General features: G+C 71.2%; 1 protein-coding gene. It reads left to right on the top strand.

All coding sequences use genetic code 11. The features are described 5' to 3' along the window. Positions 1-7 precede the first annotated feature (7 nt). Positions 8-14,830: an SDR family NAD(P)-dependent oxidoreductase gene (locus tag WMF17_RS21445; protein ID WP_437650988.1), complete on the top strand. Its 14,823-nt coding sequence runs from the start codon at positions 8-10 to the stop codon at positions 14,828-14,830. Positions 14,831-14,836 lie beyond the last annotated feature (6 nt).

Raw genomic sequence — 14,836 nt, 5'->3', positions numbered from 1 at the left:
AGATTTCATGAGCCTGGACAAGAGATCGATTCTGCGGCGCGTGGAGCGGGGTGAAATCGAGGTGGAGCAGGCCGTCGCGCTCCTCTCCGGGCTCGCCCATGAGGGAGAGGGGACAGGCGGCGTGCGCCAGGGGCTCGACTCCGCCGGGGGCGGGGCGGAGACGGTCTATTACGAGCCGTTCTGGGAGCTGCTGGACGGGGGCGCGGCACCGCCGCTGTCGCCCACCTCGTGCGTTCTCGTCCTGGGCGAGGTGTCAGGCCGCGCGCCGCCTCCGGAGACGGAGCTCGGAGGCGCTGTCGTCGTGCTGGTGCAGCCCGGCGAGGGGTTCTCCCGCCGGGGGCAGCGCGCCTACGAGGTCGACCTCACCGTCGAGAGCAGCGTGGAGCGGTTGCTGCTCGAGCTGGAGCGGGACGGCCTTGTGCCGCGCCACATCGCGCACCTCTGGCCAGAGCGTCCCGCCGGCTCCGCCGGCGAGCTGTGGGCCGGGCTCTCGGCGGGTCTCGACCCGCTCTTTCTGCTGATCAAGCAGCTCCTGCAACGTGGGTTGACGGCGACGGCGAAACTCGCGGTCGTCTCGGTGGCGTCGTCCAGCCGGGCTGCGCTCTCCCGCGCTACGGCCGCCGGCTTCCTGCAGGTCGCCGCCCATGAGAGCCCGCGCCTCGGGTTCCGGGCGGTCCAGAGCGACGGAGGTACGCAGAGCCCGCTGGCGATCGCCCTGCGGGAGCTCGCCCTCCCCGGGCCGGAGCGGGGCGAGATCAAATACGTGGGTCGAGAGCGCTGGATCCGGCGGATCCGGAAGGTTGAAGGCCTCAAGGCGTCCGGCTCGACGTGGTTCCGTCGCGGCGGCGTCTACCTCATCACCGGCGGCGCGGGCGGCCTCGGACTCATCCTGGCCGAGCACCTCGCCCGGACGGCGGGCGCCAGGCTCGTGCTCATGGGCCGCTCTCGGCTCTCGGGCCCCATCGAGCGAGCGCTCGGGCGCATCGCAGCGAATGGCGCCGAGGTCTTGTATGAGCAGGGGGACGTCGGCTCGCTGGAGGACGTTCGCCGCGCGGTCCGGCGCGCCGAGGAGCGCTTCGGGGGCCTGAACGGGGTCATTCATGCGGCCGGCGTCATCGAGGACGCGTTCGTCGCGAAGAAGCCGCTCTCGTCGTTCCAGCGTGTGCTGACGCCGAAGATCCTCGGGGCGCTCCACCTCGACGAGGCGACGCAGCGGCACGATCTCGACGTGTTCCTGCTGTTCTCCTCGCTCGCAACGATGCTGGGCGAGGCGGGTCAGTGCGATTACGCCGCCGCCAACCGCTTCCTCGAGGAGCTCGCCGTGGAGCGCAGCGGCTGGGTCGCCGCGGGCCGGCGTGCGGGGCTCACCCAGGCGATCAGCTGGCCGCTCTGGGCGGGTGGAGGCATGGATATCTCCGAGGTCGACAAGGCGGAGCTCTGGAAGCGCGCCGGCATGTCCCCGCTCGGGCCGCGAGAGGGGCTCGCCGCCCTGGAGACGGCGCTGCACTCGAGGCGATCGCACCTGTTCGTCGTGCACGGGGAGCCCGCCAGGATCGCGGCGGCGATCGAGGCGCGCATCGCGGAGCGCACGGCGCGTCGGAGCGATGACGGCGAGAACCCTCCGATCGACAGGGCGTCGCTGGAGGATCGGGCCGAGGGGCTCCTTCTCGACGTCATCTCCCATGAGACAAAGGTCGCCAGGAGCAGAATCCACCCCCAGCAGGGCCTCGATGCGCTCGGGATCGATTCGATGCTCATCAAGAGACTGAACCTGGTGCTCGAAGACCATTTCGGCCCGCTCTCCAAGACGCTCTTCTTCGAGCACCAGACCGTCCGCGAGCTCGGGCGCTATTTCGCGGAACACCACCCGGAGCGCCTCGCCTCCGTCACGCGTGACGCGGGCGACATGCGCGGCACGGCCAGAGAGGCGGCGACGCAGGCCGATGCCGCCCAGGATCCGGGCGAGCGCGCGCCCGCGGCCGATCCCCGGGCGCCGGAGCAAGGCGCTGCGCGGGAAGGGCGGCCGCTGCCGGGGCGAGCGGCGCCGACCTCGGGCGACGAGGACGACATCGCGATCATCGGCGTGAGCGGCCGATACCCCGGGGCGGCAGATCTCGACGAGCTCTGGGACAACCTGAGAGCCGGGCGGGACTGCGTGACCACGGTTCCAGAGGACCGCTGGGATCATGCGCTGTACTATCACCCTGACAAGCGCAGCCAGGGCACGTCCTACGGAAGGTGGGGAGGCTTTCTGGCGGACGTCGACGCGTTCGATCCGCTGTTCTTCAACATCGCGCCGCGCGAGGCGGAGACCATGGATCCGCAGGAGCGGCTGTTCCTGCAGGTCGCCTGGTCGGCGGTGGAGGACGCCGGGTACTCACGCCGCGAGCTGGCCGCCATGAGCGTCGACGGCGAGCAGGGCGCCGTCGGCGTGTTCGTCGGCGTGACGTCGGGACAGTATCAGCTCATCGGCGCGGAGGAGTGGGGCAAGGGAAACCGCATCACGCCGAGCTCTTCGTTCTGGAGCGTCGCGAACCGCGTCTCCTACACGCTGAACCTCCACGGCCCCAGCATGCCGGTCGATACGGCCTGCTCGGCCTCCCTGACGGCGCTGCACCTCGCCTGCGAGAGCCTGAGGCGCGGAGAGTGCCAGGCCGCCATCGTGGGCGGGGTGAACCTGAACATCCACCCGTCGAAGTACGTAGCGCTGAGCCAGCTCAAGTTCCTGTCGTCCGACGGCCGGTGCCGCAGCTTCGGCGAGGGCGGCGACGGATATGTGCCAGGGGAGGGGGTCGGCGCGGTCGTCCTCAAGCCGCTCCGGCGGGCCGTCGACGACGGGGATTCCATCCATGCCGTCATCAAGGCGACCACGATCAACCACGGGGGAAAGACGAACGGCTACACGGTCCCGAACCCGACCGCGCACGCCCGCCTCATCCACCGCGCCCTCCGCCGCGCGAAGATCGATCCACGGACCATCGGTTACGTCGAGGCCCACGGCACCGGCACCGCGCTGGGAGATCCTGTCGAGATCACCGGGCTTCAGAGGGCGTTCGAGGCCTACACCTCCGAGCGCCAGTTCTGCGCGATAGGCTCCATCAAGTCCAACCTCGGTCACCTGGAGTCCGCCGCTGGGATCGCCTCGCTGACCAAGGTGATCCTGCAGCTCAAGCACCGGCAGCTCGCGCCCTCGCTCCACGCGGAGGTGTTGAACGAGAACATCGACTTTCCGGCGACGGCGTTTCATGTCCAGCGGCAGGCGGCGCCCTGGCCCGAGCCAGTGGCGCAGGAGGGCGGCGAGCGGAGGCCGACCCCGAGGCGCGCCGCGATCAGCTCCTTCGGCGCGGGGGGATCGAACGCCCACGCGATCGTCGAAGAGTACCTGCCGCCGCACGAGCCGCTCGCCGAGGTCGTCACCGCCGGCGCGCAGCTCGTCGTCCTGTCGGCGAAGACCGAGGAGCGGCTCCGCGCCTATGCCGCGAAGCTCCAAGGGGCGCTGTCTTCGGCCCTGGCCAGCGGCTCTCCGGCGCCGGCTCTGCTGGACGTCGCCTTCACGTTGCAGGCGGGCAGAGAGGGGCTCGAGTCGAGGCTCGCCGTCGTCGCAGGGTCGCTGGAGGATCTGCTCGGCAGGCTGAGCGACTACCTCGCAGGCCGCGCGCACCCGGCGATCTGGGCGGCGAGGGTCGCGGACGAGACCGTGGCCGCGGATGCGGGCGGGGACGGGCACGGAGAGCGCGACGTCGCGGCGCTCCTCCGTGACGGTCGATGGGCGGAGGTCGCCGCCCTCTGGGTCATCGGGCGTGCCATCCCCTGGGAGGCCGCGCGCCGCGGGCATCGATGGCGGCGGGTCGCGCTGCCGACGTACCCCTTCGAGCAGAAGCGGTTCTGGGTGCACACGACCGGCCAGCCGGCCGCCGAGGTCACGCCCAGGGCGCCGCACCCGCTCGTCGATCGCGTGATACCGAGCCTCCATGCGGCGACGTTCGAGAAGGTGCTGAACAGGCAGGATCGCCTGCTCCGGGATCATCGGGTCAGGGGCAACCTTGTCTGTCCGGGCGTCGCCCACCTCGAAATGGTCCGTGCTGCGGCGGACATGCTCGGCCGGGGCACGGCGCGCCGGCTGCGGAACGTCGCGTGGCTCGCGCCCATCGTCGTCGCCGGGGAGACGCTGGTCGTCCAGGTCACGCTCGAGGAGCGCGAGAGCGGTCTCCATTTCGACGTGAAGAGCGAGGGCGCCGCCGGCGCCGAGGTGCACTCGAGGGGTCAGGTCGTCCTCGAAGCCCCGGACGCGCGGCGGGACGCGCCGCCGGCCATCGATCTCGGTGCGGTGCGGGCGCGGTGCCGGCAGCGCCTGGACAAGGAGAGCCTCTACGCCGAGGCCCGGGCTGTCGGGCTCGACTACGGGCCTTCGTTTCAGTGCCTCGAAGAGCTCTGGTACGGCGACGGCGAGGCGCTGGGCGAGCTGCTGGCGAGCCCGGAGATCGCCGGGGAGCTCGACGCCTTTGCCCTGCATCCCGCGCTCACGGACAGCGCGCTCCACGTGCTCCGTGGGCTCGCCCTGGAGACCTCGCTCCCCTCGGAGAGCATGACCCTGGTGCCGTTCTCGGTGGGAGAGGTCGAGATCCTGGCGCCCCTCACGGCGCGCTGCACCGTGTACGCCAGGCTGCTTCGCCGCCTGCCCGAGCAGGGGATGGCGCTGTTCGACGTGACGGTCCTCGACGACGCGGGGCGGAGCGTGCTCCGCTTGAGCGAGCTCTGCGCGCGCCGCCTGCGCCCGGTCGAGCGCGACGCCCCTCCAGCGGTCCCTCCAGCGATCGAGGATGCGGGCCTGTTCTACCGGCTGCGCTGGACGCCGCAGCCGCTCCCCGCGCGCGCCGATGAGGCATCCGACCGAGAGGGCACGGTGGTGATCTTCACCCATCAGGCCGACTTCGGGCTCGGCCAGCGGCTGGTCGATTTCTACGGAGAGCGCCGGACGATCCTGGTGGAGCTCGGCGAGGCCCGCGCGACCCGGGGGCCTGGCCGTATCTGCATCGACCTCAGGCGCGCGGAGGACTTCGAGCACGCGCTCCAGCAGGCTCCTGCGCTCTCCAGGGTGTTTTTCCTCGGAGGCCTCGAGGATCGCTATTACAGCGCGAACGACCTCGATTTCCTCGAGCGCTCCCAGGAGCTCGGGGTCCTTTCCCTGTTCCGCCTGGCCAAGGCGATGGCCGCCGCACCGGCGCGGCGCGCCCGGCTCAAGGTCGTCACCAACGACGTGTACCGCGTAGGCGATGGCGACCGGGCGCATCATCCGTTCGCCGGGTCGCTCGTCGGGCTGACCAAGGTGCTCGCGCGGGAGCTCCCGCTCGGGGGCGTCAGCTACGTGGACATCGCGGGGGCGGACGTCGCTTCGCCGCAGGACGACGCCGCGTGGCGGCGATTGCTGCAGGCCCTCGACGCGGAGCACGCGAGCGCGCCCGAAGCCGAGGTCGCGCTGCGAGGCGGGCGCCGCTTCGTTCGGGTCGTCGAGCCTGCCGTGCTGCCTGAAGCGGAGCGGGATGCGCTCCCCTTCAAGCGCGGAGGGGTGTACCTGATCGTGGGGGGAGCCGGCGGGATCGGGATGGCCGTCAGCCGCTATCTCGCCCGCGAGCACGAGGCACGTCTCGTCCTCGTGGGCCGGCGCCGGCGCACCGACGCCATGGCCCGTGCTCAGGAGGAGATCGAGGCGCTCGGCGGACAGGCGCTGTACCTTCAAGGGGACATCAGCGACCTCGCCGACATGCGCGGGGTCGTCGCCCTGGCCCGGCAGACGTTCGGCGCGATCGACGGCGTCATCCACTCGGCGATCGTCCTCCGGGACGGCACCGTCAGCCGCATGGATGAAGAGACGTTCCGCGCCGTCCTGGCCCCCAAGGTCAAGGGCGCGGTGGTGCTGCACAGCGCGCTCGAGCCCGAGCCGCTCGACTTCATGGCGTTCTTCTCGTCCGCCATCTCCGTCACCGGCGCTCCCGGGCAGGGCAACTATGCCGCGGCGTCCACCTTCGAGGACTGCTTCGCGCTCTTCCTGGCCCATCGGATGAAGCGGCCCGTGAAGCTGTTCAACTGGGGTTTCTGGGGCGACACGGGCGTGGTCGCCACGGAGGAATACAGGAAGCGGCTCGCCAGGCAGGGTGTCGCGGAGCTCCGGGAGGGCGAGGGGATCGAGGCGTTCCGGCAGGTCATGGGCGCGCGCGCCACCCAGATCATGCCCATGAAGATGAGGCCCGATGCGGCCGCGGCGCTCGGCATCGACATGACGGCCACGTACGCATGCCAGCGGGCGCTGTCTCCCTCGCTCATCGAGCCGGTGAGCGCCCGGGTGCGCGGCGCGCAGCCCGACGCCTCCTCCTCTGGGCCAGGCGTCGACGCGCTGGACGCGATGGAGCGGTTCGGGCGCCTCGCGCTCCTCGACGCTTTCCAGCGCATGGGCGCGCTGAGTCGCCCCGGAGAGCGCGAGACGCTGGCCGGATCGAGAGACCGACTCGGCGTCGTTCCGGAGCAGGCGCGGCTCTACGACGCGCTGCTGGACATCCACAGGAAGAGCGGGCTCATTCGCCTCGAGGGGGACGCGTTCCTCGTGACCGACGCCATCCGGGTCGCGGGGGCGCAGGCGGCCCCGGCGGCGCTCGAGGCGCATCGGCAGGACGTGATCGCGCGCTACCCGGACAGCGAGGCCTACGTCGCGCTCCTCGAGGCGTGCACCGCCGCGCTTCCGGCCGTCCTCACGGGGAAGAGGTCCGGGGTCGACGTCCTGTTCCCCGGCGGCTCGATGGCGCAAGTCGAGCGCATCTACAAGGGAAACCGGCGCTCGGATCACTTCAACGCGCTCGTCGCCGCGGCCGTGAGCGCCATGGCCTCCGCGAGGCGCGACGCGGGCGACGACGGGACGATCGCCATCCTGGAGATCGGCGCCGGGACCGGCGGGACGAGCGCCTCCGTCCTCGAGGCGCTCCAGCGGGGATCAGGCCGCGTGACGTATGACTACACCGATATCTCGGTCGGGTTCATTCGACACGGGGAGCGGGTCTACGGCGCCCGGTATCCGTTCGCGTCGTTCAAGACGCTCGATATCGGGTTGGACATCGAGCCACAGGGGTTCGCGGTGGGAGCTCACGACCTGGTCCTGGCGACGAACGTGCTCCACGCGACGAAGGATATCCGCGCCACGTTGCGTCGCGCGAAGAGGCTGCTCAAGGCGAACGGGCTCCTCGTCGTCAACGAGGTCACCGAGGTCAGGGACTTCGTGACGCTCACCTTCGGCCTGACGAGCGGCTGGTGGCTCTTCGACGACGGCGCGCACCGGCTCCCGCACGCGCCGTTGCTGAGCGTGGCGCAATGGCGTGCCGCGATGGAGGACGTCGGCCTCCGCGAGATGCGGAGCTTTGGTCTCCACGGCGCGGACGAGGCAGGGGGAGGGCAACACGTGATGATCTCCGAGAGCGACGGCTGGCTCGACGCGGCCGAGCTGGCGCGGGGCCCGGCGCGCTTTGCGCCGGCTGTCCCCCGCGTCATCCCCGTCGCCCACGCGACCCGGCCCGAGGAGGCGGCAGGCGCCCACGCCGCCGGATCGCTCCCCCGGCAGCCGGCGCCTCCCATCGACGGCGGCGCGCGCGGACGCGCGGTGGACTATCTCCGCGGCGTCATCGCGGGGACCTTGAAGATGGATCCCGCGGATCTGGAGCCGAGGGCGGCGCTCGACAAGTACGGCGTGGATTCCCTCGTGGCGATGGATGTCATTGCCAAGCTCGAGGGGGACCTCGGCGCCTTGCCGAGGACGCTGCTCTTCGAGCAACCGACGGTCGAGCGGCTCGCCGAGCACCTGCTGGACAGCTACGGAGAGCCGCTGGCGGCCAGGCTGGGCGTCGCCGTCCACGCGGTGTCCGCGGAGGGCCTGGCGGCGAGCGCGGGCGCCCGCGAGCTGCCCAGCCCGCCGCCGGGCCCGGAGCGGCTCGAAGAGCGTCGCCCGCGAGGAGGCACGCCTGCCCCGGGCCATGGGCCCATCGCGATCGTCGGCCTCAGCGGCCGGTATCCAGGGGCCCCGGATCCCGACGCCTTCTGGGAGAACCTCAAGGCCGGCGCGCGGGCGTTCTCCGAGATCCCGCCGGAGCGCTGGGACGACCGCGACTACTACGATCCGAGCGGCGCCCGCCCCGGGACGTACTACCATCGATGGGGCGCGTTCCTCGACGATGTCGACAGGTTCGATCCGCTCCTCTTCGGGATTTCTCCGCGAGAAGCGGAGCGGATGGACCCTCAAGAGAGGCTATTCCTCGAGGCTGTATGGACCGCCCTGGAGGACGCCGGCCACACGGGCTCGACGCTGAACGCCGCTGCGCGACGGGGCGGCGGCTCCGGCGTCGGCGTGTTCGTGGGCGTCATGTACGGTCCGTATCAGCTGCTGGCGGCGGACGCCTGGGCGAGGGGCAACCGGGTCGAGGCCCACTCGGCCTACTGGTCGATCGCGAACCGGGCCTCGTACGTCTTCGATTTCCACGGCCCGAGCATGGCTGTGGACACCGCGTGCTCTTCTGCGCTGACCGCCGTCCACCTGGCGTGCGAGAGCATCCGGAGCGGCGCATGCCGCGCGGCCGTCGCGGGCGGCGTCAACCTCATCCTTCACCCCGGCCACCACGTCGGGCTCAGCCGGGCTCAGATGCTCTCGAGAGAGGGCCGCTGCCGTGCGTTCGGGCAAGGAGCCGACGGGTTCGTCCCCGGCGAGGGGGTCGGCGCGGTGGTGCTCAAGCCGCTCGCGGACGCGGTCCAGGACGGCGATCACGTCTACGCCGTGATCCTCGGTTCCTCGGTGAACGCGAGCGGGAAGACCTCCGGGTACATGGTCCCGAGCGCCGCTGCCCAGGCGGACGTCATCGAGGCCGCGCTGCGCTCCGCGCAGATCGATCCGCGGTCGATCACCTACCTGGAGGCGCAGGCGGTCGGCTCGGAGCTGGCCGACTCGATCGAGGTCGAGGGGCTCACGACGGCGTTCGCGCGGTTCACGACCGATCTCGGGTTCTGCGCGATAGGCTCGCTCAAGCCGAACATCGGCCATCTCGAGTCGGCCTCCGGGATGGCGCAGCTCACGAAGGTGCTGCTGCAGCTCAAGCATCGACAGCTCGCCCCGTCGCTCGACTGCGAGGCGGTGAGCCCGAAGATCGATTTCGGCGCCTCGCCGTTCTACGTTCAGCGGCGCCTCGGCGCGTGGCAGGCCGCGGGGCCCGAGGCGCTTCGGCGGGCGGCGATCAGTTCGTTCGGGGCCGGAGGGGCGAACGCGCACCTCGTCGTCGGCGAGCACGTCGAGGGCGCGGCCGAGGGCGCTCGCGCGGCCGGAGACGGCGCTCCCCAGATCGTGGTCCTCTCCGCGAGGAAGGCGGCACAGCTTGAAACGTACGCCCGGCGGCTCCGGGATTTCCTTGTGAGGTCGCGCGCCGGGGGCCCGCTCCGTGGCGGGGCGCTCTCGGACATGGCCTATACGCTCCAGGTGGGGCGGCGGCCCTTGGCCTTGCGTCTCGCCGTGGTGGCGTCTGACGTTGGCGCGGTCGTCGAGGCGCTGGGCGACTTTCTCGAGCGGAGGGCGCGCCCCGACGTGTACACCGGCAAGGCTCCGAGAGGCGAGGAGGGCGGCCCTGCGAGGGCGTCCATCGCGGTCGCGCTCGACGAAGGTGGGCTCCGCCGCGCAGCGGCGGCCTGGGTCGACGGCGCCGAGATCGACTGGGAGCTCCTGCATGCCGGCCGCGCGAGGCGGCGCGTCCCCCTGCCGACGTACCCGTTCGCGCGGGAGAAATGCTGGTTCGATCTGCTTCCGAGGGAGACGGCGCAGCCTCCGTCGCCCTCGCCGAGCGGCGTGGACGTGACGACGGTGCCGCCAGGCGAACCGCTCCGGGCTCCGGCGAGCGTGAATGGAGGGGGCGCTGCCCCGGAAGGTCGAGCGATGCACATGATGGATGGGAAAGCGAGCGCGCCGGAGGCCGCGCGCGCCTCGGGTGAGGTGTCCCGCGGGGCTCTCAACGATGCCGTGGAGGCCGCCGTCATCGCGATCGCGGCAGAGATCCTGAAGGTCGATCCGGCCGAGATCGGGCCGAGCGATCCCATGAGCGACTTCGGGTTCGATTCCCTGTCGCTCATCGAGTTCACGACGCGGCTCAACCGGGAGTACGGCATCGCGCAGAGCCCGGCAGCGCTGTATGGGCACCCGAGCATCGGCGCCTTCGCCGCGTCCCTCGCCGCCGAGCACCGCGACGCGTTCGCCCGGGTCCTTCGGCCGATCGAGGTGAAGGACGCCAGGGGGAGCGGCGGTGTTCCCGCTGCGAGCCCGCCGCCGGCCCCGAGGGAGCAGAGCCGACCCGCGGTCGTGACGTCGACCGAGCGCGCCGTGGACGAGCCGATCGCGATCATCGGCATGAGCGTCAGGCTCCCCGGCTCCCCCGACGCGGACGCGTTCTGGGACAACCTCATCCAGGGCAGGGATCTCGTCTCCGAGATCCCGAAGGACCGCTTCGACTGGACAGCGTTCTACGGGGACCCGCGCGTCGATCCGAGCAGGATAAGCTCCCGATGGGCGGGCATCATCGACGATATCGACAAGTTCGACCCGGCCTTCTTCAACATCTCGCCGAGGGAGGCCCGCCTGATGGATCCCCAGCAGCGGCTCTTCCTGGAGATCGCCTGGAAGACCATCGAGGACGCCGGCTACAGGCCCTCCCAGCTGGCGGGCACCCGCACCGGGCTGTTCGTGGGGGTCGCGGGGACCGAGTATGCGCAGCTGCTCGCGCAGAGCGGTCTGGAGATCGACGGCCAGGCCGCGACGGGCACCGCGCACAGCATCCTCGTGAACCGCATCTCGTTCCTGCTCGACCTCCACGGCCCCAGCGAGCCGGTCGACACCGCGTGCTCGAGCTCGCTGGTCGCCGTGCACCGCGCCATCCAGTCGATCCGCGACGGCGACTGCGATATGGCCATCGTCGGCGGCGTGAACGTCCTGCTGACGCCTGCCGGGTTCCTCGCATTCGGCAGGTCGGGGATGCTGGCGAGCGACGGCAAGTGCAAGGTGTTCGATGAGCGCGCGGACGGCTACGTGCGCGGCGAGGGCGCCGGAGCCGTCTTCCTGAAGCCGCTCAGCAGGGCGCTGGCCGATGGGGATCGCGTGGTCGCCGTGATCCGTGGCACGGCGATCAACCACGGAGGGCGCGCGACCTCTCTCACCGCGCCGAACCCCAACGCCCATGCGGATCTCTTGGTCCGCGCCTACCGCAGAGCGGGGGTCGATCCGGCGACGGTCGGGTACATCGAGGCGCACGGGACGGGCACCTCGCTCGGGGACCCGATCGAGGTGAACGGCCTGAAGAAGGCGTTCCAGGTGCTCGGTAGCCCGGAGGCGACCACGACCCCCCGAGCGCCCACGTGCGGTCTGGGCAGCGTCAAGGCGAACATCGGCCACCTCGAGACGGCCGCCGGGGTCGCCGGGCTCGTCAAGATCGTGCTGGCGATGCAGCACAGGACGCTGCCGCCGCTCGTCCATTTCGAGAAGCTCAACGGCTATATCGATCTCGACGAAACGCCGTTCTACATCGTGGACAAGGCGACGGCATGGCAGGCGCCGCGAGACAGGGAAGGGCGCGAGCTTCCGAGGCGAGCCGGCGTCAGCTCGTTCGGCTTCGGAGGCGTCAATGTCCACGTCGTGCTGGAGGAGCTCCCGGAAGACCCATCATCGACGTCGGCGGGGTCGGACGAGCACCCGGAGATCTTCGTCTTCAGCGCCAGGAATGCGGAGCGGCTGAACGCTTATGTGCAGGCGTTCGTCGCGTTCCTCGAGCGCCTTGACCAGGCCGGGGAACGGGCAGCCCGGCGGAGGACCGCCCGCCTCGCGGACATCGCATATACCCTGCAGGTCGGCCGGGAGCCGATGGATACCCGCCTTTCGGTGGTCGCGAGCGGCCTGCACGATCTGCTGCAGAAGCTTCGCGGGTTCGCGGCGGGCCAGCCCGGCTCGGCGGAGGTCTTCCAGGGGAGCGCCGAGCCGCACCGTGAGCTCGTCGGGCTCCTTCGCGAGGAGGCGGACGTTCAAACAACCCTCCGCGAGATCGCGCGCAAAGGCAACCTGCGCAAGCTGGCGGCGCTGTGGGCGAAGGGGTTCGACATCGACTGGGACGCCGTCCTGGAGCACACGGGGAGGAGGCGGACGAGCGCGCCCTCCTATCCCTTTGCCAGGGAGCGCTGCTGGTTGCCGGTGCGACGGGGCGAAGCGGAGCCGGCGGATCGAGCGCCCGCGGACCTCAGGGCCCCGGCGCCCGTCACGCCGCCGCGCGCGGTCAGCCACCCGGCACCCGCTCCGAGCGCCTCCACGGCCGTGCCGGCGCCCCGGCCTCCGTTGTCGCCGGCGGCGTCGGCCGCCCCGCTGCAGGGGAACGACGTGGCCGCCCGAGGGGCCAACGGGGCCTCGCCCCACGCGGAGCACGAGCTGGCGCGTCGACCCGCCCCCGACGCGCAGGCGGTGACCGCGAGCCTCCGGCGCATCTTCGCGGACTTCCTCGAGCTCGATGCAGATTCCATGGATGAAGATCGCGCCTTCACGACCTATGGAGTCGACTCGATCGCAGGGCTGCGCATCATGCAGCGGGTCCAGCAGCTCCTGGGCGACGACGTGCCGATGCTGGCGATCATCGAGCATCCGTCGCTCCGTCAGCTGGTCGGGTATCTCGTTGAGAACCACGTCCGTGAAGGCCAGCTCCTGGAGCCGGCGCAGAACGGTCGGGGCGATCCGTCCCCCCCGCCGATCGAGGTCGCGCCCGCAGCCGCGGTCACGCCCGCAGCCGCGGTCACGCCCGCAGCCGCGCCCGCACCCGCAGCCCCCGTCGAGGCGCGGATCATCCCCTTCCGCGCCGAGGGGAAGCTCGCGCCGATGTTCTGTATCCACGGCGATACGGGCGATCTGAGCTGGGCTATCCACCTGGCCGAGCATCTCGGCCACGAAAACCCCGTATTCGGCCTGGAGGCCCCCAGGTTCGAGAGCGGCTCTCCTGCCGCAACCACGGTCGAGGAGATGGCCGCCGCCTGCACGCGGGCCTTGGTCCGCGCCTCCGCTGCAGGGCCCTACCGGCTGGCCGGCTGCGGGATCGGCGCCGCCATCGCGTTCGAGGTGGCGCGCGAGCTCGTCGGCCTCGGACAGCGGGTCGAGCAGCTCGTCCTCGTCGACCCCCCCGAGCACGGCGACGCCTGGGCGGAGCGCGCGGCAGCGCGCGCGGAAGAGCCGGTGTTCGCGCTGAGCCTCATCAGCAACGTGCTTGGCCGCGTCTGGGGCGCGGAGGGCCTGCTCCGCCATGACACCCTGCCGAAGGACCGTGAGGCTTGCCTCGCGCTCGCCGCGCGCTGGCTCTCGGGCTGCGCCGCCGCCCCCATGGCCCACGACAGGCTGGTGCGCTGGCTCGACCGGTCCGCGCTGCACCTCGGGGCGCACGCGCGAGCGCTGGTCCGTTACCGCCCCAGCCCGATCCCCGGCGAGGTCCCCGCCCTCCTGGTGCAGCCGTCCACCGACCCGCTCGCGCCGGGCAACGCCTATGGTCTACCGGAGCTCGCGCCGCGGAGCGCGGAGCGCGCGGCCGGCTGGCGCTCGATGCTCGCGCCGCCTCCGGAGGTGATCGAGCTCGAGGGAGATGGCTTGTCGATCACGTCGGCCGGGTCGATGGTGCGCCTGGCGGAGCGGCTCGCCCGCCGCCCGGAGGACGCCTCCGGCAGGGTCCTGGATCCGTGGCGCGGCGAGCGCGGATCCTCGCGGCCGGGCTCGGCCGCGCAGACGCCCGGGGTGACCGGCGAGACGGCCGGCGCGCCGCTCGGGTCGCATGGAGGTAGCCCGTTCCTCGTGCCCATCAACAAGAACGGATCCATGTCGCCGTCGTTCTGGGTCCATACCCTGCTCGGCGACGTGAGCTATGGGTTGAGCCTGTCGCACCACCTCGGCGTGAGCTGCCCTGTCTACGGGCTCGAGCAGTTCGATGTGAACGGCGATATCCGGCTGCTCCCCACCATCGAGAAGATGGCCGCGCTCTATATCGACGCGATGCACGAGGCGCAGCCGAAGGGGCCCTACCACCTCGGAGGATACTCGTTCGGCGGGGTGGTCGCCTTCGAAATGGCTCGGCAGCTCATGGAGGCCGGCGAGCAGGTCTCGAGCCTCGTCCTGATCGACTCGCTCATGCCGGGGACGAAGGTGTTCAACGCCATCGACACGTCGGCCATCGTGACGGACGACTTCGAGATCATGGCGCTGCTCCTCATCGGCAATACGTTCTGCACCCGGTGGCATGCCGAGCGGTACGTCCAGATCGAGGACATCTCCGGCAGGAGCCGGGACTGGCAGATCGACCACGTCGCCCGGCACCTCCACACGCACGCCAGGGCCGGGAGGCCGCTCGACGAGATCGAGCTCCTCGTGCGTCGGAACCACGAGACCATCACCGCGAACAACAAGGCGTTGAACAGCTATGTGCCGTCTCGCCTCCCTGGGCCCGTGACCACGCTGCTCTTCCACGCCACGCTGGGGTTCATCGGGCCCAACAACCCGAACAATCTGCCGGAGGTCAAGATCTTGATCCACGACCGCAGCAACGGCTTCGATCAGTTCATCCCCGACGGGCTGCAGAGCATTGATGTGCCGGCAGACCATTACACCATCTGCCGCGAGGAGTTCATCCTGGGGGTGGCGCAGCGGGCGAAGGTGCTCGTGAGCGAAGGCAGGCGCGGCGGCCCGGCGCGGCCCGGGCGGACGCGGTTCGGCTCCGCCGTCCCGCGGATCCTGCCGAGACCCGCTCACGGCTGAGGTGGA

The organism is Sorangium sp. So ce362, from assembly GCF_051519845.1.
Taxonomy (GTDB): domain Bacteria; phylum Myxococcota_A; class Polyangia; order Polyangiales; family Polyangiaceae; genus Sorangium.
This window is presented reverse-complemented; position numbering and strand designations above follow the sequence as displayed.

Excerpts from the sequence above, each read along its gene's own strand:
- WMF17_RS21445 (WP_437650988.1), top strand. The coding sequence starts at position 8 with ATGAGCCTGGACAAGAGATCGATTCTGCGGCGCGTGGAGCGGGGTGAA.